The organism is Pseudomonas sivasensis (assembly GCF_013778505.1).
GTDB classification, from domain to species: Bacteria; Pseudomonadota; Gammaproteobacteria; order Pseudomonadales; family Pseudomonadaceae; genus Aquipseudomonas; species Aquipseudomonas sivasensis.
In genome coordinates this window covers 183811-204580 of record NZ_JAAOWU010000002.1, presented here as the reverse complement: position 1 = coordinate 204580, position 20770 = coordinate 183811, and the positions used below count along the sequence as shown (strand labels likewise).

The 20770-nt window shown below is 60.0% G+C and carries 20 protein-coding genes and 1 riboswitch; of the genes, 12 read left to right on the top strand and 8 right to left on the bottom strand.

Annotated elements, in window-relative coordinates; all coding sequences use genetic code 11:
- Positions 1-19: 19 nt before the first annotated feature.
- A riboswitch (S-adenosyl-L-homocysteine riboswitch) is annotated at positions 20-126 on the bottom strand.
- 198 nt (positions 127-324) lie between these two features.
- Positions 325-729, top strand: a complete 405-nt coding sequence (locus tag G9Q84_RS04450; RefSeq protein WP_032884068.1) for an acyl-CoA thioesterase — start codon at positions 325-327, stop codon at positions 727-729.
- A 77-nt stretch (positions 730-806) separates the two neighbouring features.
- Positions 807-1694, top strand: coding sequence for a formate/nitrite transporter family protein (locus G9Q84_RS04445; protein WP_032884067.1), 888 nt, complete (start codon positions 807-809; stop codon positions 1692-1694).
- On the opposite strand, the gene G9Q84_RS04440 is transcribed toward G9Q84_RS04445, so the two are convergent.
- On the bottom strand, positions 1688-2947 hold the full coding sequence (locus G9Q84_RS04440; protein ID WP_032884066.1) for a cation:proton antiporter: 1260 nt from the start codon (positions 2945-2947) through the stop codon (positions 1688-1690). The genes G9Q84_RS04445 and G9Q84_RS04440 overlap by 7 nt on opposite strands.
- A 205-nt stretch (positions 2948-3152) precedes the next feature.
- On the opposite strand from G9Q84_RS04440, the gene G9Q84_RS04435 reads away from it, so the two are divergent.
- Complete coding sequence (locus G9Q84_RS04435) at positions 3153-3539, top strand: MAPEG family protein (protein ID WP_032884065.1); 387 nt, start codon at positions 3153-3155, stop codon at positions 3537-3539.
- A 57-nt stretch (positions 3540-3596) separates the two neighbouring features.
- Here the strand turns inward: G9Q84_RS04435 and mltA are convergent, their stop codons facing one another.
- Complete coding sequence (mltA, locus tag G9Q84_RS04430) at positions 3597-4784, bottom strand: murein transglycosylase A (RefSeq protein WP_181642951.1); 1188 nt, start codon at positions 4782-4784, stop codon at positions 3597-3599.
- Between the two features lie 128 nt (positions 4785-4912).
- Here mltA and G9Q84_RS04425 point away from each other — a divergent pair, with 128 nt between their 5' ends.
- A complete protein-coding gene (locus tag G9Q84_RS04425; protein WP_032884063.1) occupies positions 4913-5362 on the top strand; it encodes a c-type cytochrome in 450 nt (149 codons plus the stop codon).
- A 6-nt stretch (positions 5363-5368) separates the two neighbouring features.
- Here the strand turns inward: G9Q84_RS04425 and G9Q84_RS04420 are convergent, their stop codons facing one another.
- The 5 genes from G9Q84_RS04420 to G9Q84_RS04400 form a co-directional block, all read right to left on the bottom strand.
- Entirely contained in the window at positions 5369-5764 is a 396-nt protein-coding gene (locus tag G9Q84_RS04420; protein WP_032884062.1) for a DUF1090 domain-containing protein, read from the bottom strand.
- Between the two features lie 67 nt (positions 5765-5831).
- Positions 5832-7496 carry an NAD-dependent DNA ligase LigB gene (gene ligB / locus G9Q84_RS04415; RefSeq protein WP_181642950.1) on the bottom strand — a complete coding sequence of 555 codons (1665 nt, stop codon included), beginning with the start codon at positions 7494-7496 and terminating at the stop codon, positions 5832-5834.
- A gap of 95 nt (positions 7497-7591) precedes the next feature.
- Positions 7592-7942 carry a DUF1090 family protein gene (locus G9Q84_RS04410; protein ID WP_032884059.1) on the bottom strand — a complete coding sequence of 117 codons (351 nt, stop codon included), beginning with the start codon at positions 7940-7942 and terminating at the stop codon, positions 7592-7594.
- A gap of 214 nt (positions 7943-8156) precedes the next feature.
- The gene (gene metK, locus G9Q84_RS04405) at positions 8157-9347 is read right to left on the bottom strand and encodes a methionine adenosyltransferase (RefSeq protein WP_032884058.1); all 1191 of its coding nucleotides are present in this window, start codon (positions 9345-9347) and stop codon (positions 8157-8159) included.
- An 18-nt stretch (positions 9348-9365) separates the two neighbouring features.
- Positions 9366-10361, bottom strand: a complete 996-nt coding sequence (locus tag G9Q84_RS04400; RefSeq protein ID WP_032884056.1) for an ArsR/SmtB family transcription factor — start codon at positions 10359-10361, stop codon at positions 9366-9368.
- 272 nt (positions 10362-10633) lie between these two features.
- On the opposite strand from G9Q84_RS04400, the gene tkt reads away from it, so the two are divergent.
- The 6 genes from tkt (at position 10634) to fba (ending at position 17002) form a co-directional block, all read left to right on the top strand.
- Positions 10634-12631, top strand: coding sequence for a transketolase (gene tkt / locus G9Q84_RS04395; RefSeq protein ID WP_099601676.1), 1998 nt, complete (start codon positions 10634-10636; stop codon positions 12629-12631).
- A gap of 138 nt (positions 12632-12769) precedes the next feature.
- Positions 12770-13825, top strand: coding sequence for an erythrose-4-phosphate dehydrogenase (gene epd, locus G9Q84_RS04390; protein ID WP_032884053.1), 1056 nt, complete (start codon positions 12770-12772; stop codon positions 13823-13825).
- Between the two features lie 26 nt (positions 13826-13851).
- Positions 13852-15015: a phosphoglycerate kinase gene (locus G9Q84_RS04385; RefSeq protein WP_032884052.1), complete on the top strand. Its 1164-nt coding sequence runs from the start codon at positions 13852-13854 to the stop codon at positions 15013-15015.
- Between the two features lie 29 nt (positions 15016-15044).
- Positions 15045-15272: a hypothetical protein gene (locus G9Q84_RS04380; RefSeq protein WP_032884051.1), complete on the top strand. Its 228-nt coding sequence runs from the start codon at positions 15045-15047 to the stop codon at positions 15270-15272.
- A gap of 60 nt (positions 15273-15332) precedes the next feature.
- Entirely contained in the window at positions 15333-15665 is a 333-nt protein-coding gene (locus tag G9Q84_RS04375) for an MliC family protein (protein ID WP_181642949.1), read from the top strand.
- Positions 15666-15937: 272 nt separating this feature from the next.
- Positions 15938-17002 (top strand): class II fructose-bisphosphate aldolase, encoded by a 1065-nt coding sequence (fba, locus tag G9Q84_RS04370; protein WP_032884050.1) that lies wholly within the window; start codon positions 15938-15940, stop codon positions 17000-17002.
- A gap of 141 nt (positions 17003-17143) precedes the next feature.
- Here fba and G9Q84_RS04365 read toward each other — a convergent pair whose 3' ends face one another.
- Complete coding sequence (locus G9Q84_RS04365) at positions 17144-17809, bottom strand: polysaccharide lyase family 7 protein (RefSeq protein WP_032884045.1); 666 nt, start codon at positions 17807-17809, stop codon at positions 17144-17146.
- Positions 17810-18117: 308 nt separating this feature from the next.
- On the opposite strand from G9Q84_RS04365, the gene G9Q84_RS04360 reads away from it, so the two are divergent.
- Both G9Q84_RS04360 and G9Q84_RS04355 read left to right on the top strand, forming a co-directional pair.
- The gene (locus G9Q84_RS04360; protein ID WP_181642948.1) at positions 18118-20223 is read left to right on the top strand and encodes a putative bifunctional diguanylate cyclase/phosphodiesterase; all 2106 of its coding nucleotides are present in this window, start codon (positions 18118-18120) and stop codon (positions 20221-20223) included.
- A gap of 43 nt (positions 20224-20266) precedes the next feature.
- Entirely contained in the window at positions 20267-20767 is a 501-nt protein-coding gene (locus tag G9Q84_RS04355) for a M48 metallopeptidase family protein (RefSeq protein WP_032884043.1), read from the top strand.
- Positions 20768-20770 lie beyond the last annotated feature (3 nt).

Below are 20770 nucleotides of genomic sequence, written 5' to 3'. Positions count from 1 at the left end.
AGAGCCTCCATTCGTAGTGTGCGAATGGGCGCCGTTGTGCGTTTAGTATCAGGCCAGGGGAATCAGGCCGGACAACGCCCCATCCGAGCCTGACAGGCCTAGCCTGCTGCAGCGCCCCTCGGACAGGTGGCGGGAGAACGGTATCAATCGAAGATGACCGTTTTGAAACGGGGGCGATTATAGCCGTGTGCGCCAGACTTCCCAAGCCTTTCTGTCGGCGGCATGAAGATCGTTCATGGGCTTGATAGGCAATGGCTCATAGAGCTTGGGCCTGGGCTCTGCCATGATGTCGCCCATCATTCGGCAAGACGCTTTGGAGTGACCATGAACTTCCACACCCGCAAATGGGTAAAACCTGAAGACCTCAACCCCAACGGCACCCTGTTCGGTGGCAGCCTGCTGCGCTGGATCGACGAAGAAGCAGCCATCTACGCCATTGTCCAACTGGGCAACCAACGGGTGGTGACCAAGTACATCTCCGAAATCAACTTCGTCAGTGCCTCGCGCCAGGGCGACATCATCGAACTGGGCATCACCGCCACCGAGTTCGGCCGCACCTCCATCACCTTGACCTGTGAAGTGCGCAACAAGATCACCCGCAAGAGCATCCTCACGGTTGAGAAAATGGTCTTCGTCAACCTCGGCGAAGACGGATTGCCGGCGCCTCACGGGCGTACCGAGATCAAGTACGTCAAAGACCAGTTCCAGGACGACGGCGTCAGCGAATAATCCTGCGTCGGACCAGTGAACGCTATTGATCGGCCATAGGTCGTACCTGAACACCGCCCCCCCGTTCAGGTATCGCCATGGCCACGCAACAAGACGGCAAGACCCCCAACTTATCCCAGGAAGAGCAACAGGACGTCGACGACAACCAGCCGCCCCGCGCTGCGGTCCTGCATGAAATTATCCGCACCCAGGGAGATCAGGAGCTGGAGCGCAGTGTTGCCGCTTTGTGGTGGTCGGCACTGGCGGCCGGACTGACCATGGGCCTGTCGCTGATGGCCATGGGATTGCTCAATTCACGTCTTCCCGAGGGTGAAGCCTTCAAGGTGATTGCCAGCTTCGGCTACTGCGCGGGATTCCTCGCGGTAATCCTTGCGCGGCAGCAACTGTTCACCGAAAACACCCTGACCGCGGTGCTGCCGGTGATGAGCAAGCCGACCTTTGGCAATGCCGGGCGCCTGTTACGGCTGTGGTCGGTGGTGCTGGTGGGTAATCTTTGCGGCACCCTGTTGGTGGCGTATGTGATGCTGCACTTGCCGATCTTCGACACAAAGACCGACCAGGCCTTCCTGGAAATCGGGCGCAAGATCATGGAGAACGACACCGGCCAGATGTTTGCCAAAGGCATCGTCTCCGGCTGGATGATCGCCACCATGGTGTGGATGATCCCGTCGATGGAAAGCGCCAAGATGTGGATCATCATCCTGATCACCTACCTGATGGCGCTGGGGGATTTCACCCATATCGTGGTGGGGTCTGCGGAAGTGTCTTATCTGGTATTCGCCGGCGAGTTGCCGTGGAAGGATTTCTGGCTGGTGTTTGCCGGCCCGACTCTGGCCGGCAACATCATCGGTGGCAGCTTTATCTTTGCCTTGATCAGCCATGCGCAGATTCGCAGTGAAGGCAGCTTGCCGGGTAAGAAGGCTGCGGACCCAAGGCATCCGCAACCTATCGACAAGGATCAGTGAGCGTCAGGCGTGGCCTGGGGGTCGTCCCGGGTCACGCGTTTGACCAGTTTGCCGATGCTCAAACCCTGCAGCAGGATCGACGACAGCACCACGATGTAGGTGATGCTCAGCAGCAGATCGCGCTCCGGCCCCAGTGGCAGGGCCAGAGCCAGTGCCACCGAAACCCCGCCGCGCAAGCCGCCCCAGGTGAGGATGCGGATGGTGCCGCGCGGCACGGTACGCCAGCGGCGCAGCAGCAGGATCGCCGGGGCCACAGTTAGCAGGCGTGAGAGCAGGATCGCCACTGCCAGCAAACTGGCCGCGAATACGTGCAGCCAATTGAACGGCAACAGCAGCAATTCCATGCCGATCAGCGCAAACAGCAGAGCGTTGAGCATGTCGTCGAGCAATTCCCAGAAACCGTCCAGGTAGCGACGGGTCATGTCGTTCATCGCCAGCTTGCGCCCGAGGTTACCGATGATCAGCCCGGCCACCACCATCGCAATCGGGGCGGAGACGTGCAGCTCGGTGGCCATTGCTGAGCCGCCGATCACCAGGGCGAGGGTCAGCATGACTTCGATCTGGTGCTGTTCGATGCTCTTGATCATTAGGTAGACCAGATAGCCGATCAGCCCCCCGAACGCCACGCCGCCAACGGCTTCATGGACAAACAACATGGCTGTGGCGCCCACGGTAGGCGTCTCGCCCAATTGTGCGATGCCCAGCAGCACGGTAAATACCACCACCGCTGTACCGTCGTTGAACAGCGACTCGCCGACGATGGTGGTTTTCAGCGGTTTCGACGCATTGGCGGTTCGCAATACACCGAGTACCGCAATCGGGTCCGTGGGTGAGATGAGTGCGCCGAACAGCAAGCAGTAGAGGAAGCTCACGTGCCAGCCGAACAGGGCAAAAATGTAGTACGCCAGACTGCCGATCACTACGGTGGCGATCAACACGCCGAAGGTTGCCAGCAGGCCGATGGGCCAGCGGTAGCTGCGCAGATCGTTGAGGTTGACGTGCAAAGCGCCGGCGAACAGCAGGAATGACAGCATCCAGTTCATCAGCAAGTCGCCGAAGTCGATCTGGCCGATCAGTTGCTGGATACGCTCCTCAAGGCCTGGGTAGCCGAGCACGCTCAAGCCTTGCAGGATCAGGGAAAACAGCAGGGCCGTGACCATCACACCGATGGTGGGCGGCAGTCCGATAAAACGGAAGTTCACATAGGTGAGCAGGGTGGTGAGGCAAATGAAGGCGGCGACAAGTTCAAGCATCCGGGGTCCTTGGAGTGGGAAAGATCAGTCATGAGTGGGTGGATGGACCGCCGCAGCGGCCTGAGGTTGCAGGCAGGGCGCAAAACACCGGTAGAACCTTTTGGCGTGTGGCGGCTCATAGCGGTGGGTGCGGCTTGCCAGAATTGGTGCTAAAACTCTAATTTCTGTTTCAAATTAAAAATAGAAAACTAAAAGGGAATCAGTGATGACGGTAGCTTTCTGGTGTGTGTTGATCGCAATTTTCTTGCCTTACCTGTGCACAGGGTTGGCCAAGTTCAGTCAGGGCAAGTTCGGGCCTCGGCAGAACCATGACCCTCGCGCTTTTCTGGAGACTCTCGATGGGTTCGCTCGGCGCGCCCACAACGCCCAGCTCAACAGCTTTGAAGTCACCCCGGCATTTGCGGCGGCGGTGATTATCGCGCACCTGGCGGGTACGGCCGAACTGGTGACCATCAATGTACTGGCCGTGCTGTTTATCACCAGCCGCCTCTTGTACATCATTTGCTACGTGGCCGATTGGGCGATCCTGCGTTCACTGGTGTGGTTCGTGGGCATGGCGTTGATTGCGAGTTTCTTCTTTGTCTCGATCTGAGCCGTGACGCAGATCCACTTGTGAGGGGCGGCAAGTCCAACCGCCCCCACAGTTGATCTAGAGTATCTCCGGCACCTGCGGCAACGCTGCGCCCTTGGGCCATAGCATCCAGATTTGCCCTTGCTGCTTCATGTTCCCCGCCAGCTCACCTGCCGCATCGCCGGTGCCCCAGAACAAATCCGCACGCACCTCACCGGTAATTGCACCGCCGGTGTCCTGGGCCGCGACCGGTCGAACGATCGGCGAACCATCGGGCTTTGTCGTCGACAGCCACAGCAGGCTGCCCAGCGGGATGACTTTGCGATCCACCGCCACGCTGTAGCCGGCGGTCAACGGCACGTTCAGCGAGCCACGTGGGCCTTCGTTGCTGTCGGGGCGAGCACTGAAGAACACGTAGCTGGGGTTGCTCGCCAGCAGTTCCGGGATTCGCTCCGGGTGCGCCTTCGCCCAGGCGCTGATGGCGCCCATGGTCACGTCTTCTTTTTTCAACTCGCCTTGCTCCACCAGCCAGCGGCCGATAGGGCGGTAGGGATAGCCGTTCTGGTCGCCGTAACCGACGCGCAGTTGGCGCCCGTCTTTCAATTGAATGCGGCCTGAACCCTGGATTTGCAGAAATTGCAGGTCCATCGGGTTGGTCAGCCAGGCGATCGGCTTAGCTGTGGAGCCTTGGCCGTTGATGGCGCTGGCATCGTCATAAGGCTTGAGCACGCGACCTTCAAGACGACCGCGCAGGCGCTTGCCTTTCAGTTCAGGATAAATGCTTTCCAGGTTGACGATGATCAGGTCATCCGGCACGCCATACACCGGCACGTGGGCGGTGGCAGTCTTGGTCAGGCTGCCGGGGTAGACCGGTTCGTAGTAGCCGGTGATTAAACCGTTAGGGGTGTTCTCGGACGAGCGCAAGCCGAACACATCCAGACGCTCCTTGAGAAAACCTCGCACCGCCACAGCATTGCCCGGCACGCTGGCCGCTGCCGCGCAGGTCGCGCCCCATACAGGGTCGGTCTTCAGGCGCTGGCAAGCACTGCGCCAGGACTCAAAGCCGGCCAGCAGGTCGCTGTCGGACACCGCCGGCAGTGCTTCCCAAGGTGCGTTTACATAGGTGGCGACGGCGTGGGGTTTGGCAACTTCATCTTTGGCCGTGTCTTTGCCGGTGTCCTTGCCCGCGTCGCAGCCGGCCAGCAGCGCAATCATCGGCAGAGCCCATGCCAGGCGGCGGCTCCAGGGTTTCAATGTGAGACTCATACATGTAATTCCTGAAACGGTTGCCCGCGCCGTAGCGCCGTTGGGCAACCCTTATTATTAATAGGGCTATTGGTCTTTGCGGGTGGGGCGAGGATACTGGCCGCCGTTTCCCGTGACCCTGAGCCACCATGACTTTTAAAAAATTGACGGTTGTATTGTTGGCCTGCCTGGCAGTGTCTGCCTGCGGCGGTGTTGATCCGAATTCGCCCTTGGGCCAGCGCAAGGCGATCTTCAAGCAGATGCTCAAGACCGGCGAAGACCTGGGCGGCATGTTGCGCGGACGCATTGCGTTCGACGGCGCGAAATTCGCTGAGGGCGCGGTCAAGCTCGATGCGTTGTCCCATGAACCTTGGAAACACTTTCCGAGCGTGCGCGAGGAAGATCACACCAGCGCCAAGGATGACGTGTGGCAAAAACAAGCGCAATTCCAGCAGTTGGCCCGCGACCTGGAGGCGGCCACCGGTGAATTGGTGATCGCCAGCCAAGTGCAGCCCTACAAGGCCAGTAACCTTTCCCCTGCCGTACAGAAAGTCGAAGATGCCTGCAGTGCCTGCCATAAACAGTTTCGGGACCACTGACCGGTTTTACTGGTCAAGTTCTTCCACGGCGTCCTGCAGTTCCTTGCGGGACTCGGCAAGTTTGTCCTTACGCTTGTTGATCTTCTCCGCGTCGCCCTTTTTCATTGCCTTGTCGAGGTCCGCCTGACGGCGGCTGACGTCGTGCTTGGCGTCAAGCACCTTGTTTTCCCGCTCCTTGCGCAGCGAGGCGTCGGTGCAATTGGCGGTGACTTCGCTCAGCGCTTTTTCCAGGCCGGCTTGTTGGTCGCTGTTGCCATGGGCCTTGGCTTGTTCGATCTGGGTGCTGATGGCTTGGCGCTTAGCGGCGCAGCCAGTGAGTTGGGGGGCTTCTTCGGCAGCCAGCAGCGGCGTGGCCATAAAGCTTGCGACGGTCAGCAGGGCAAAAGGGGCGAGGAATTTCATGTGGAGCTCCAGATTCGCAAAGGGCAGGGTGAATTCTGCGGTGGTTTAAAGGTGGCTGGGGGCGCGTTCAAAACCCGTCTATTCCGGCCACACGTAATGTTTCAGCCAAGGACTGTACCTGCGGGTCGCGAAAAAAAGCGCTCAGTTGCGCTGCACGAGCCGGACCTATGCCATCGATCTCCAACCAGGCCTGGGTGTCTCTGGCAACCAGTGTCTGCCAGTTTCCTTCCAGGTTGCTGCGGGCCGCAGGCGGCACACCCAAGGCTTTTAGCCATTGTGCAAAGGGTCGTTGCCGAGCGCTGTGAAGGCTGTCGAGCAGTCGGGTGCGGCTGCGCTCACCCAAGCCATCAATGTTAGCAAGCTCTGCCGCATCCAGGGTTAACCAATCGAGAAAGCCTGCGATTAGACCGGCCTGGATCAATACGTTCCACGTCTCGCGACCCATGTGCGGCAGCGCCAAGCCCTGGTTGCTGCTCAGCCAGGTCAGGCGTGCGAGCAACTGTTCTTCGCAGCCTGGGTCCAGTTGCCAGCAACTCAGGGCGTGAAAGTCTCGCGGGTCGGGCACTGGCAGGTCGATCCGCTTGGGATTGCGCAGGATCACGTGGTCCAACCGAGGGATCACCTGGCCCGCCAGGCTGATGGATACTTGGTCGCCAGGGCGAATATCCAGCGCTTGCCAGTGTTTCAAGGAGCCGACGCTGACACGGCGGATCTGTCGGTCGTCCAGCCGCACCGGCTCCAACTCCAGAATGGGGGTGATGCGCCCCGTGCGGCCGATCTTGAACTGCACCTTGCGTACCAGAGCCAGCGCCTTGGAAGTCGGGTACTTCCAGGCGACCGCCCAATAGGGGGCGCTGACTTGCCAGCGTTTGCCGGGCGCTCGTGATGCTTGGTGCAGCACCACTCCATCACTGGCGAAGGGCAGTGAGTGGTTGTACCAATACATGCGCCAGTGCGCGGCTTCGGTGAGAGTTCGGATGGGCTGGCTGTAACGCAGGCTGTCGGTGAAACCCCATCGTGCCAGGGTGGCCAGGCGCTCGGTAAATACGCTTGGGCCGTCCGGCCAGGCCCAGACAAACAGGCCTATACCAGCGGCGTCGGCGTCACTCAGCTGTCGACGGTTCATCAGGCCGGCCACCTTGCTGCGGGCATTGAGCCCACCAGTGGTCGATTGCACGTGGTCGTCCAAGCGCCAATAGAGCTCGCCTTGCAGTACCACGTCGATGGGCTCCGGCAGTTGCTGGACAATGCCGGGGATCCTGCGGGCGGAAGCTGACCAGTCCTGACCAAGTGCGCCATCGCCGCGGCTGATCACTTGCTCCAACCGGCCCTGACGATACACCAGCGTCACTGCAACCCCGTCGACCTTGGGTTGAATCCACACGTCTTGTCGGCTATCGAGCCAGGCACCGACGGCCTGTTCATCCAGCAGTTTTTCCAGGCCAGTATGAGCAACGGGATGCCGGAAGGTGCCCCGAGCGCCGGCCAGCGGGTTGTCAGGTTTTGCGAGGGTTTGAGGGAAGCACTGGCGCCAATGGGCCAGGCGCTGGCGGGCTTGGTCGTAGAGTTCATCGTGGACGGGTGATTGGCCGAGGCGGTGGTAGCTGTCGTCCCACAGACGGACCTGTTCGGCCAGGGTGTCGACCTGGGTTCTGGCCTCATCGGTACAGGCTTCGGCCCATGCCAAAAAGGGCAACGCGCTGAGTGACAGAGCAATCAGTAAACGCATCATGAGCATCCTTGCTCGGAAAGGGTGCCCAGCCTAAATGAACCTCCCGGCCACAAAAAAGCCCCTACAGTGCGGGGCTTTTTACCGGGTGTTTCTGCTTACTTGAACAGACCGCCCAAGGCTTTCACGGCATCCGGCTTGTCAGCCTTGGCTTCCTGGGTTTGCTGCTTGGCATCGGCTTTGGCCTGGGCTTCAGACAGTTTGTCACAACCTTTGTTGATCTGGTCTTGCGCCGCTTTGAAGGCCTTCACTTTGAAGGTGTCTTTGCTGGCTTCGGCCGCATCGATCTTGGTTTGCAGGTCTGCGGCTTGCTTCTGGCAGTCGCCGGAGTTACCGCCACCCAACTGGGAGCTCAGGGCGCCACTCAGTGCGCTCAGGTCGGCGGCGTGGGCCGGCAGGGCGAACAGGCTGAGCAGAAGGGCAGCAGGGGCGAGCGTGGAGATGCGCATGAAAAACCTCAATGTTCGATTGCCTGCGCGCGTGTCTATCCCGGGCTGACGCAGGGCAATATCCAAATAAGGTAGAGGGCCCGAGAGGGCGCGGATTCTAGAGGGCCATCATTGGGTCTGCAAGGTTTGGATCCAAAAAATGTGAAGGTGATCGCGCAGGCAATAAAAAACCCTGCCGGGCGAACCCGGCAGGGCTTTTGGGTGCAACGCGTGCTTACAGGCCGGCGGCGGTGCGCAGGTCGTTGGCGCGGTCGGTTTTTTCCCACGTGAAGGTGGTGAAGGTGTCGTCGCCGACGGTCTTCTGCTCCGGGGTGCGGCCGAAGTGGCCGTAGGCTGCGGTTTCCTGGTACATCGGGTGCAGCAGGTCGAGCATGGTGGTGATCGCGTAAGGGCGCAGGTCGAAGATCTCACGCACCAGCTTAACGATCTTGTCGTCGCTGATCTTGCCGGTACCGAAGGTATTCAGCGAGATCGACGTAGGCTGGGCCACACCAATGGCGTAGGACACCTGGATCTCGCAACGCTCGGCCAAGCCGGCAGCGACGATGTTCTTGGCCACATAACGACCTGCGTAAGCGGCCGAACGGTCAACCTTGGACGGATCTTTACCGGAGAACGCGCCGCCGCCGTGGCGAGCCATGCCGCCGTAGCTGTCGACGATGATCTTGCGACCGGTCAGGCCACAGTCGCCCACCGGGCCACCGATGATGAACTGGCCAGTCGGGTTGATGTGGAACTGGGTGTCTTTGCTCAGCAGCTCGGCCGGCAGTACGTGCTTGACGATCAGCTCCATCACGCCTTCACGCAGGTCGGCGTAGGACACGTCCGGGTTGTGCTGGGTCGACAATACGACAGCGTCGATACCGACGACTTTGCCGCCTTCATAGCGGCAGGTCACCTGGGACTTGGCGTCCGGGCGCAGCCATGGCAGCAGGCCGGATTTGCGGGCTTCTGCCTGGCGCTGTACCAACTGGTGCGAGAAAGTGATCGGTGCAGGCATCAGCACGTCGGTTTCGTTGCTGGCATAGCCGAACATCAGGCCTTGGTCGCCGGCACCCTGGTCTTCCGGCTTGGCACGGTCGACACCCTGGTTGATGTCTGGGGACTGCTTGCCGATGATGTTCATCACGCCGCAGGTCGCGCCGTCGAAGCCGACGTCGGAGCTGGTGTAGCCGATGTCGGTGATCACGTCACGGACGATCTGCTCCAGGTCAACCCAGGCGGTGGTGGTCACTTCGCCAGCGATGATCGCTACACCGGTTTTCACCAGAGTCTCGCACGCCACACGGGCGAACTTGTCTTCAGCAATGATGGCGTCCAGCACCGCATCAGAAATCTGGTCGGCGATTTTGTCCGGATGCCCTTCAGACACGGACTCGGAGGTGAAAAGGGAGTATTCGCTCATCTCGATGTTTTCCTGATATTACCGATGGTGAGTGTCGCCAGCCGGTCGCTGAAAATGGCGAACCTGGATCTGGAAACCATTACGTAAGCCTACATAGAGGCTTTCCCCGGGAACGAGCCCCGCAGCGGTGGCCCAACGGGCCAGATCGTCCTGTTCAAAACCCAACCAGAGATCACCGCAGGCCTCCCTGGCCCAATTCTGGTTGTGGCTGCATAAATCCGTAACCAACAGGCTACCGCCGGGGTGCAGCAACCCGGCCATTTGCTTTAACGCGTCGGCGGGGGCGGCGAAATGGTGCAAGACCATGTTCAGCACCACGCAGTCGGCTTTGATCTGTGTGCCGCTCAAAGCGTCAGCCAGTTGCAGGGTCACATTGCGCAGCGATTCACGCTCGCACAACTGGCGCGCCAGTTCGAGCATCGCCGGGCTGTTGTCCAGCGCGGTTACCTGATGAAAGCGGCGCGCCAACTCCGGCAGAAAACCGCCGTCCCCAGGCCCGACTTCCAACGCGGTCGCCTCATCACTGAAGCTCAGCTTGTCCAATAGCGCCAGCACGCTGTCGCGGTACTGCGGCAGGCCGGCGATCAAGTCTTGCTGCGCGCGAAACTTCTCAGCCACCCGTGCGAAAAAATCCTGACTCGCCGCTGCGCGTTGCCCGTGAACCTGGCCGATACGCGACTGTACGTCGGTTGGCAGGCTCAGGTTGTCGACTTCTTCGAGCAGGGAGGCGTGCAGCTTGCCGCCGAGCAGGTCGGTGTGGGGCAGGGCGCGGCGGTAAAAAATTGCATTGCCTTCGCGGCGTGTGGCCACTAGGTCGGCCTGGGACAGCACCTTCAAATGGTGGCTCATGCCGGACTGGCCAATGGCGAAGATCTGCGCCAGTTCCAGGACGCCGAAGGAATCGTTTGCCAGTGCGCGCAAGACGTTCAGACGCAACGGGTCGCCAGCGGCCTTGCACAAGGCTGCCAGTTCATCGCCGTCGTCGGGACGCAGTGAGGGCACGGGTAGATTCATAAGGGCAGCAGTCTAGTGACGGGTGGATATCCTCGCAAGGTCAATATCAAAAAGTTTTGATATTGATCGATAAGTGGCGGTTATAAGCAGCCGCTATAACTTTTAGACGAACAAGTAGGCGGTCAATGCAGGCGATTGCTGCGCAAAGCACAGGAAAAACAGCCACAAGTGACTATCTGTCATTGCCCGCAGGCGGTGGCTGAGGGAAAATGCCGGTCCTTTTTTCCGTTTCTTTTAATCATTCACTCTTCAAAATCCTCAGGAGAACAGCGATGCCCAGCCGTCGTGAGCGTGCCAACGCCATTCGTGCCCTCAGCATGGATGCCGTGCAAAAAGCCAACAGCGGCCATCCCGGTGCCCCGATGGGCATGGCGGATATCGCCGAGGTACTTTGGCGTGATTACCTGAAACACAACCCGAGCAACCCGTCCTTCGCCGACCGTGACCGCTTCGTGCTGTCCAACGGCCACGGCTCGATGCTGATCTACTCGCTGCTGCACCTGACCGGCTACGACGTCACCATCGATGACCTCAAGAGCTTCCGCCAGCTGCATAGCCGCACTCCGGGTCACCCTGAGTTCGGCTACACCCCAGGCGTCGAGACCACCACCGGTCCCCTGGGCCAAGGCCTGGCCAACGCCGTAGGTTTCGCACTGGCTGAAAAAGTCCTGGGCGCGCAATTCAACCGTCCTGGCCACGACATCGTCGATCACCACACCTACGTGTTCCTGGGTGATGGCTGCATGATGGAAGGCATTTCCCACGAAGTCGCTTCGCTGGCCGGCACGCTGGGCCTGGGCAAGCTGATCGCCTTCTACGATGACAACGGCATCTCCATCGACGGCGAAGTCGAAGGCTGGTTCACCGACGACACCCCTAAGCGTTTCGAAGCCTACAACTGGCAGGTGATCCGCAATGTCGACGGCCACGATCCGGAAGAGATCAAGACTGCCATCGACACCGCTCGCAAGAGCGCGCAGCCGACCCTGATCTGCTGCAAGACCACCATCGGCTTCGGTTCGCCGAACAAGCAAGGTAAAGAAGACTGCCACGGCGCCCCACTGGGTGACGCGGAAATCGCCTTGACCCGTGAAGCGCTGAAGTGGAACCACGGCCCGTTCGAAATTCCGGCCGACATCTACGCCGAGTGGAGCGCCAAGGAAAAAGGCCTGGCGGCCGAAGCCGAGTGGGACCAGCGTTTTGCTGCCTACTCCGCCGAATTCCCAGAGCTGGCCAATGAGCTGGTTCGCCGCCTCGCTGGCGACCTGCCTGCCGACTTCTCGGAAAAAGCCTCGGCCTACATCGCCGAAGTCGCGGCCAAGGGCGAGACCATCGCCAGCCGTAAAGCCAGCCAGAACACCCTGAACGCCTTTGGCCCACTGCTGCCTGAGTTCCTCGGCGGTTCGGCTGACCTGGCCGGTTCCAACCTGACCCTGTGGAAAGGTTGCAAAGGTGTCTCGGCCGAAGACGCCAGCGGCAACTACATGTACTACGGCGTGCGCGAGTTCGGCATGAGCGCCATCATGAACGGCGTGTCCCTGCACGGCGGCCTGGTGCCTTACGGCGCAACCTTCCTGATGTTCATGGAATATGCGCGCAACGCGGTACGTATGGCTGCGCTGATGAAGAAGCGTGTGATCCATGTCTACACCCACGACTCCATCGGTCTGGGCGAAGACGGCCCGACGCACCAGCCGGTCGAGCAACTGACCAGCCTGCGCACCACGCCGAACCTGGATTGCTGGCGCCCAGCCGACGCGGTGGAATCCGCCGTGGCATGGAAGCACGCCATCGAGCGTAAAGACGGCCCTTCGGCGCTGATCTTCTCCCGTCAGAACCTGCAGCACCAAGTGCGTACCGACGCACAGATCGCCGACATCAGCCGTGGCGGCTACGTGCTCAAAGACTGCGTGGGTGAGCCGGAGCTGATCCTGATCTCCACCGGTTCCGAAGTGGGCCTGACCGTTCAGGCCTACGACAAGCTGACTGCCCAAGGCCGTAACGTGCGCGTTGTGTCCATGCCGTGCACCAGCGTGTTCGAAGCCCAGGATGCTGGCTACAAGCAATCGGTCCTGCCGTTGCAGGTCAGCGCGCGTATCGCCATCGAAGCGGCTCACGCCGACTACTGGTACAAGTACGTGGGCCTGGAAGGCCGCGTGATCGGCATGACCACCTACGGTGAGTCGGCGCCGGCTCCAGCCTTGTTCGAAGAGTTCGGTTTCACCCTGGAAAACATCCTGGGTCAGGCTGAAGAGCTGCTGGAAGACTAAGTCAGTCTGCGTTGTCTGAACTGGCGCTATCGCGGGCAAGCCCGCTCCCACATTTGGATCGCGGTCTAATGTGGGAGCGGGCTTGCCCGCGATGGCGATAGTGCATTCAGCACCGAACTAACCTTGATCGAGAACCCCATGCCCCAACCGCGTCCCTACAAAGTTGCACTCAACGGCTACGGCCGCATTGGTCGTTGCGTCTTGCGTGCTCTGTTCGAGCGAGGGGCGGCAGCCGGGTTTGAAATTGTCGCGATCAACGATTTGGCCGACATGGCCAGCATCGAATACCTGACACGCTTTGACTCCACCCACGGCCGCTTCCCCGGCGAAGTGCGGGTTGAGGGCGATTGTCTGCATATCAAAGGCGACTGCGTAAAAGTACTGCGCAGTGCCACCCCCGAGGGCATCGACTGGGCGGCGCTGGGCGTCGACCTGGTGTTGGAATGCTCCGGTGCCTACAACACCCGCGCCGATGGCCAGCGTTTTCTCGACGCCGGCGCGCCGCGTGTGCTGTTTTCCCAGCCGATGGCCAGCGAGGCGGATGTCGACGCCACCATCGTCTATGGCATCAACCAGGATTGCCTGACCGGCCATGAGCTGCTGGTGTCCAACGCCTCCTGCACCACCAACTGCAGCGTGCCGCTGTTACGCCTGTTGGATCAGGCGATTGGCATCGATTACGTATCGATCACCACCATCCACTCGGCGATGAACGACCAGCCAGTGATCGACGCCTATCACCACGAAGACCTGCGCCGTACGCGTTCGGCGTTCCAGTCAGTGATTCCGGTGTCCACCGGCCTGGCCCGTGGCATCGAACGCCTGCTGCCGGAACTTGCCGGGCGAATTCAGGCCAAAGCCGTACGGGTGCCGACGGTAAACGTGTCTTGTCTGGACATCACCATGCAAACCGTCAGCGACACCGATGCGGTGGAGGTCAACCGGATTCTGCGCGATGCCGCCACCAGCGGCCCGCTCAAAGGCTTACTGGCCTACACCGAGTTGCCCCACGCCAGTTGTGACTTCAACCATGACCCGCATTCGGCAATTGTCGATGCCAGCCAGACCCGCGTTTCCGGCCCGAGGCTGGTGAATATCCTGGCCTGGTTCGATAACGAATGGGGTTTTGCCAACCGCATGCTGGATGTTGCAGAACACTATCTGCACGTTGCCTCATCAAAACCTGCCCTTTAAATAAGTCAATTCAGGAACTGCGACCCATGACCGTGTTGAAGATGACCGACCTCGATCTGCAAGGTAAGCGCGTACTGATTCGCGAAGACCTCAACGTCCCAGTCAAGGACGGTGTTGTCACCAGCGATGCGCGAATCCGGGCTTCGCTGCCGACCATCAAGCTGGCCCTGGAAAAAGGCGCGGCCGTAATGGTCTGCTCCCACCTGGGTCGTCCGACCGAAGGTGAGTTCTCGGAAGAAAACAGCCTCAAGCCTGTGGCCGATTACCTGAGTGAGGCCCTGGGCCGCACAGTGCCGTTGGTGTCTGACTACTTGGGTGGCGTTGACGTCAAGGCCGGCGACATCGTGCTGTTCGAAAACGTGCGCTTCAACAAAGGCGAGAAAAAGAACAGTGACGAACTGGCCCAGCAATACGCAGCCCTGTGCGACGTATTTGTGATGGATGCGTTCGGTACGGCTCACCGTGCTGAGGGTTCCACCCACGGCGTGGCCAAGTTCGCCAAGGTCGCGGCTGCTGGCCCGCTGCTGGCTGCTGAACTGGATGCACTGGGCAAGGCCCTCGGCGCACCGGCTCAGCCGATGGCTGCCATCGTGGCTGGCTCCAAGGTGTCCACCAAGCTGGACGTGCTCAACAGCCTCAGCCAGATCTGCAACCAATTGATCGTCGGTGGTGGCATCGCCAACACCTTTCTGGCCGCAGCCGGCCACCCGGTGGGCAAGTCCCTGTATGAACCGGACCTGCTGGATACCGCTCGCGCCATCGCTGCCAAGGTCAGTGTGCCGTTGCCGGTAGATGTGGTGGTTGCCAAGGAATTCGCTGAAAGCGCCGCCGCCACCGTCAAGCTCATCGCTGACGTGGCTGCCGACGACATGATCCTGGACATCGGGCCGCAAACCGCAGCCAACTTCGCCGAACTGCTGAAAGCCTCCCAGACCATTCTGTGGAACGGCCCGGTCGGCGTGTTCGAGTTTGACCAGTTCGGCAACGGCACCAAAGTGCTGGCCAATGCCATCGCTGAAAGCTCGGCGTTCTCCATCGCCGGCGGTGGCGACACCCTGGCGGCCATCGACAAATATGGTGTGGCTGACCGTATCTCCTACATTTCTACCGGTGGCGGCGCGTTCCTTGAATTCGTCGAAGGCAAAGTGCTGCCCGCCGTTGAAGTGTTGGAAGCCCGAGCCAAAGGCTAAGGCCCGTGATCAGGAAAAGGAGCATTCCCATGATCAAGTCGTTGGCACTGTTGATCGCAGCGGGCCTTCTGGCCGGCTGCGGCAGCACGCCAAGCGCGGCGCAGGAGGCTGGAAAGCCGTTGCCTGTGCAGAAAAAGAGCTGCTACCAGGCCGATTGGCAAGCCGAGACCATGCCGGTGATCAACAAGCGCATCGGCAACGAACGGCTGGAGAAATACGACTCCGCGCCCAACGGTCAGGAACAGGGTTGCCCTTGACGGGTCTGATCAACTAACCGACAGCATCGGCGGCCTCTGGCGCCGCTGCGAGGATTGGCAATGAAAGGCGTTTTCGCCCTGGCAGCCCTGGCCCTACTGGCCGGTTGCAGCAGCATGAACATGTTCAACAAGGCAGAGCCTGCCGATAAGTGGACCACTTGGACCTGCGACAGCAAGGCCGAGGTCAACTGGCGATTTACCAACCAGGCCCGCAGCGAGGTGGATGTACGCCTCGGCGGTTCCGACCAGGTTTACCGCCTTAAACAGGACGTTGCCGCTTCGGGCGTGCTGTACAGCAACGACCAGTTGGCGTTTCACACCAAGGGTGAGGAAGGCCTGGTTTACTGGGTTGTCACCGACGATTTGATCGGGCGGGGCTGCAAGGCCCAGTAAACAGAACACGGTCTCGAATGTATTGAGATCCAAATGTGGGAGGGGGCTTGCTCCCGATTGCGGTGGGTCAGTCACCGAAGTCAGCGACTGATAGATCGCTATCGGCAGCAAGCCCCCTCCCACATTGATTCGGTTCCAAATGACGAGCCGGACACTGCAATAACGATTCAGCAGGCCAGGCATGCAAAACCTGACCGGCAATAACTTGAATAGCAGCCGCCGCTACGGCAGGCTTGCACGATTAACGACCCTCGACCGGGAGAGACAACACAATGGCACTTATCAGCATGCGTCAAATGCTGGACCACGCAGCCGAGTTCGGCTACGGCGTCCCAGCCTTTAACGTCAACAACCTTGAGCAGATGCGCGCCATCATGGAAGCCGCTGACAAGACCGACTCCCCAGTGATCGTCCAGGCTTCGGCCGGTGCCCGCAAATACGCCGGTGCTCCATTCCTGCGTCACCTGATCCTCGCCGCAATCGAAGAATTTCCGCACATCCCGGTGTGCATGCACCAGGACCACGGCACCAGCCCTGACGTGTGCCAGCGCTCCATCCAACTGGGCTTCAGCTCGGTGATGATGGACGGCTCCCTCGGCGAAGACGGCAAGACCCCAACCGACTACGAATACAACGTGCGCGTAACCCAGCAAACCGTAGCCCTGGCTCACGCCTGCGGCGTCTCGGTTGAAGGCGAACTGGGCTGCCTGGGTTCCCTGGAAACCGGCATGGCCGGCGAAGAAGACGGCATCGGCGCCGAAGGCGTGCTTGATCACAGCCAAATGCTGACCGATCCGGAAGAAGCCGCTGACTTCGTCAAGAAGACCCAGGTCGATGCCCTGGCCATCGCCATCGGCACCAGCCACGGCGCCTACAAGTTCACCAAGCCGCCTACCGGCGACGTGCTGGCCATCGACCGCATCAAGGAAATCCATAAGCGCATCCCTAACACCCACTTGGTGATGCACGGTTCTTCCTCGGTCCCGCAAGAGTGGCTGGCGATCATCAACCAGTACGGCGGCGACATCAAAGAAACCTACGGCGTACCGGTTGAAGAAATCGTTGAAGGCATCAAGCACGGCGTGCGCAAGGTCAACATCGACACCGACCTGCGCCTGGCGTCCACCGGCGCGATGCGTCGCCTGATGGCCACCAACCCGAGCGAATTTGACCCGCGTAAATTCTTCGGCGCCACCGTAACCGCGATGCGTGATGTGTGTATCGCTCGCTACGAAGCCTTCGGCACTGCCGGCAACGGCTCGAAGATCAAGCCGATCTCGCTGGAAGCGATGTACCAGCGTTACCTGAAAGGTGAGTTGAACGCTAAGGTGAACTAAGCCTCAAGCGTTTAAAAAGAAGCCCGCTGCGATGCGGGCTTTTTTGTGGCTGGGATTTGATCAGCTTGAGTGTGGGAGCGAGGTAACGGCGTCTTCCTCGTGCTGATCAGGCACTGCCTACGCTAAATGAGGCTGATTTGTTCACTCGTGATCAATATCCAACTTCGCAAACGTCACCTTCGCGCCTTCCTTGCTGTCCCCGCTGTTGTCCTGCACATACGCGCCGGCCTTGAAGTACAGCGGCTTGCTGCCCCACGCTGCGCCAATGCGCTCGTTCCATTCACTGTCGGCGGCGTACACGCTGAGCAGCCCGGCTTTGTTGAGGTTGATCACGTAGGTAAAGCTTTTCTCCAGCGGCACATTGGACGCGACGATGACTACGCGGCTTTCACCTTCATCCGGGCGCATGCGCACTTTGGCGACGATGTTGCCGGTCTGGGTCTTTTCCTTGAACTGGTATTCGAGCTTGATCAGCGGTTTTTGGCTGTCATAGGCGTGGATCTGGCCGATGACGATCTTGCCGCTGGACGGTACTTGGTTCACGGCCAAGGTGGCGCGCAGGAAGTTGTCGGCTTCGGGGTAGGTCCAGTTTCGCAAGCGCCCGTCGGCGTAAGTTTCGCGCAGCTCACTGCGTGGGTAGATGGCGTTTTCGGTGCGGGTGCCGGTGACGGGTGTCCAGAACTGCACGTTGCTGCCTTCGGCCTGGAAGTACTGGTCGTTGAAGCCGCTGAGCAGCTTTGGGGTGTCGATAGTCGCGGGGGGCGAGCCGACCGGAATGCTCAGGTTCCAAGTGGAGAGGTCGATCATGGCGTTGGCCTTTTACAGGGGGTGAAGGCTTTGGCCCGTGGGCCTTACAGGTTCTTTATAGGCGGTGGCCGGCCTGTTGTTAAACATTTGCTGGCAATTTATTGGCGCCAAATGAATGCCAAAAAGCCATGTTTCCCATGAACCGTGGGCTGTAGAGGTTGACCGTTAGTCGGCTGAGTGAACTTTGGCGCAATGATGGCATCCACGTCACTTCTGATTTTCAGTATCCAGGGCTAGAGTGAGCCCTCAATGTTTATCCGTGTTTTCTCTCAGAAGTGACCGGAGTAGACCTAAGGAAGAGACTCAGCATGGAATGCGCTCCACCTCATGGCGATGGCAGTTCGGTTCTTCTGGTCGTCGATGACTACCCGGAAAACCTGATCAGCATGCGTGCGCTGCTACAACGTGATGACTGGCAGGTGGTCACCGCGGAATCCGGGTTGGAAGCTCTGGAGGTGCTGCTGCAGCATGAAGTGGACCTGGTATTGCTTGATGTAATGATGCCCGGCATGGACGGCTTTGAAGTCGCCCGCCTGATGCGTGGCAACCAGCGCACACGCATGACCCCTATTATCTTCCTGAGTGCCAACGCCCAGTCGCCCGCCGCCGTGCTGGAAGGCTATGCCAGTGGCGCCATCGACTACCTGTTCAAACCCTTCGACCCGCATATTCTCAAGCCCAAGGTCCAGGCGTTGCTGGAGCATCAGCGCATTCGCCGGGCTTTGCAGCGCCTGAGCCATGATCTGGAGTCAGCCCGGGCCTTTAATGCCTCGGTGTTGGATAACGCCGCCGAGGGCATCCTGGTGGTGAGTGAGGAGGGCGTGATCGAATACGCCAACCCGGCGATCTCGCGCCTGCTCAATGCCCCGATCCAAGAGTTGCAGGGCCAGGAATTCCTGAGTTTCATGCAAAAGCCCCATGTGCCCACGTGGCTGGATTCGCAGATGTACGCCGGTTACCGCAAGGGCGAAACCTGGCGCCTGCACGATGCGCTTCTGCGCACCGGCCGTGGCCAGCAGGTGCCGGCGGCGTTGTCATGCGCGCCACTGCCCGCCGAACAGAAGGCCATGGTGGTGACGGTGCTGGATATGTCCGAAGTGCGCCACCTGCATCAGCAGTTGGAATTCCAAGCCGTTACCGACCCGCTGACCGGGCTGCTGAATCGACGCGGCTTCCACCAGGCTGTGGAGAACACGCTGTTGCGCAGTGAGCGCACAGAGCAGTCCTTGGTGTTGCTGTACCTGGACCTCGACGGTTTCAAGCGCGTCAACGATTCTTTGGGCCATGATGCGGGCGACCGGGTTTTACGCTGGGTTTCGGAGCAATTGCAGGGCGGCTTGCGCTCCTACGACATTATCGGCCGCATGGGCGGTGATGAATTTACTGCGCTGCTGGAGTTGGAATTCCCAGAGCAGGCGGCAAAAATTTCGGAAAAACTGATCGAACGAGTCTCTGTTTGTCAGCAGGTTGACGGTTTGGATGTGATGCTCGGCGTGAGCATTGGCATTGCTACCTTCCCGGACTGCGGTTCGGACCTGAATGGTTTGCTGCGTGCGGCCGACATCGCCATGTACGAAGCCAAGCGCGCGGGCCGTCAGCAGTATCGCTATTACGACCAGGAAATGAACGGCCGCGCGCGCTCGCGGCTGATGCTCGAAGACAGCGTGCGTACGGCCATTCAAAACAAGGATTTCACCCTGGTCTACCAGCCTCAGGTCTCTCTGGCTGATGGGCGCCTGCGCGGTGTCGAGGCGTTATTGCGTTGGCAACACCCCAGCGTCGGCGATGTACCTCCTGGGCTGTTTTTACCGCTGCTGGAGGAAGCGCGGCTGATCAGCCAACTGAGCGCGTGGATTTATCAACAGGTCGCTGCCCAGCGTCAGGTGTGGCAAAGCACCTTCGACGATGAATTGGTGCTGAGCGTCAGCCTGAGTAGCAGCCAGTTCAATATGCCCAACCTGGCTAACCAGTTGCAGCAGGTGATGGAGCGACATGGGCTTCAGGCTGGGCAGTTGGAGGTGGAAATCGGCGAGGATTGCCTGATGAGTAGCTTGGAAGAGGCCACCAAGCAGCTCAAGTTACTGCGCCGAATCGGGGTGCGCATCGCTTTGGATGACTTTGGTTCGGGACAATGCTCCCTGGCGCATCTGCGTGACTTGGAGTTCGACACCCTCAAACTCGATCCGCAATTAGTCGCGCGCCTGCCGGGGTCGGTGAGGGACGCAGCGATGGCACGCAGCATTATCGAACTGTGCGGGCATTTTGATGTGCTGGTGGTGGCCGAGGGTGTGGAAACTCAGGAGCAAGCTCAGTGGCTCAAAGCCCATGGCTGCCCATTTATCCAGGGACCGTGGGCGGCGCACCCCCTGATGGCCGACGAAGTGGTCGACTGGTCACGCGCCCGCCTGCGCTGAATTCGCTACACTGGCGCCCATTCGAACCCTGTTGCAGACCTCAATGACCGCGCTGAAATACCTCCAGGCTTACCCCGCAGCCCTCCAGGAGCAAGTACGTCAACTGATCGCCAAGGACCAGTTGGGCGCTTACCTGGAGCAGCGTTATCCCGAGCGTCATGCGGTGCAGAGCGACAAAGCCCTGTACGCCTACGCACTGGCGTTGAAGCAGGAACACCTGCGCAATGCGCCAGCGATCGACAAAGTGCTGTTCGATAACCGCCTGGATCTGACCCACCGCGCCCTCGGGCTGCACACCACGATTTCGCGGGTGCAGGGCGGCAACCTCAAATCCAAGAAAGAGATCCGCATTGCTTCACTGTTCAAGGACGCCGCTCCGGAATTTTTGCGCATGATCGTGGTGCACGAGCTGGCGCACTTTAAGGAATCGGACCACAACAAGGCGTTCTATAAACTTTGCGATTACATGATGCCGGGCTACCACCAGGTGGAATTCGACCTGCGGGTGTACCTCACGTATCGCGACCTGCAGGGTAAGCCCTGACCG

Excerpts from the sequence above, each read along its gene's own strand:
- G9Q84_RS04450 (WP_032884068.1), top strand. The coding sequence starts at position 325 with ATGAACTTCCACACCCGCAAATGGGTAAAACCTGAAGACCTCAACCCC.
- G9Q84_RS04445 (WP_032884067.1), top strand. The coding sequence starts at position 807 with ATGGCCACGCAACAAGACGGCAAGACCCCCAACTTATCCCAGGAAGAG.
- G9Q84_RS04440 (WP_032884066.1), bottom strand. The coding sequence starts at position 2,947 with ATGCTTGAACTTGTCGCCGCCTTCATTTGCCTCACCACCCTGCTCACC.
- G9Q84_RS04435 (WP_032884065.1), top strand. The coding sequence starts at position 3,153 with ATGACGGTAGCTTTCTGGTGTGTGTTGATCGCAATTTTCTTGCCTTAC.
- mltA (WP_181642951.1), bottom strand. The coding sequence starts at position 4,784 with ATGAGTCTCACATTGAAACCCTGGAGCCGCCGCCTGGCATGGGCTCTG.
- G9Q84_RS04425 (WP_032884063.1), top strand. The coding sequence starts at position 4,913 with ATGACTTTTAAAAAATTGACGGTTGTATTGTTGGCCTGCCTGGCAGTG.
- G9Q84_RS04420 (WP_032884062.1), bottom strand. The coding sequence starts at position 5,764 with ATGAAATTCCTCGCCCCTTTTGCCCTGCTGACCGTCGCAAGCTTTATG.
- ligB (WP_181642950.1), bottom strand. The coding sequence starts at position 7,496 with ATGATGCGTTTACTGATTGCTCTGTCACTCAGCGCGTTGCCCTTTTTG.
- G9Q84_RS04410 (WP_032884059.1), bottom strand. The coding sequence starts at position 7,942 with ATGCGCATCTCCACGCTCGCCCCTGCTGCCCTTCTGCTCAGCCTGTTC.
- metK (WP_032884058.1), bottom strand. The coding sequence starts at position 9,347 with ATGAGCGAATACTCCCTTTTCACCTCCGAGTCCGTGTCTGAAGGGCAT.
- G9Q84_RS04400 (WP_032884056.1), bottom strand. The coding sequence starts at position 10,361 with ATGAATCTACCCGTGCCCTCACTGCGTCCCGACGACGGCGATGAACTG.
- tkt (WP_099601676.1), top strand. The coding sequence starts at position 10,634 with ATGCCCAGCCGTCGTGAGCGTGCCAACGCCATTCGTGCCCTCAGCATG.
- epd (WP_032884053.1), top strand. The coding sequence starts at position 12,770 with ATGCCCCAACCGCGTCCCTACAAAGTTGCACTCAACGGCTACGGCCGC.
- G9Q84_RS04385 (WP_032884052.1), top strand. The coding sequence starts at position 13,852 with ATGACCGTGTTGAAGATGACCGACCTCGATCTGCAAGGTAAGCGCGTA.
- G9Q84_RS04380 (WP_032884051.1), top strand. The coding sequence starts at position 15,045 with ATGATCAAGTCGTTGGCACTGTTGATCGCAGCGGGCCTTCTGGCCGGC.
- G9Q84_RS04375 (WP_181642949.1), top strand. The coding sequence starts at position 15,333 with ATGAAAGGCGTTTTCGCCCTGGCAGCCCTGGCCCTACTGGCCGGTTGC.
- fba (WP_032884050.1), top strand. The coding sequence starts at position 15,938 with ATGGCACTTATCAGCATGCGTCAAATGCTGGACCACGCAGCCGAGTTC.
- G9Q84_RS04365 (WP_032884045.1), bottom strand. The coding sequence starts at position 17,809 with ATGATCGACCTCTCCACTTGGAACCTGAGCATTCCGGTCGGCTCGCCC.
- G9Q84_RS04360 (WP_181642948.1), top strand. The coding sequence starts at position 18,118 with ATGGAATGCGCTCCACCTCATGGCGATGGCAGTTCGGTTCTTCTGGTC.
- G9Q84_RS04355 (WP_032884043.1), top strand. The coding sequence starts at position 20,267 with ATGACCGCGCTGAAATACCTCCAGGCTTACCCCGCAGCCCTCCAGGAG.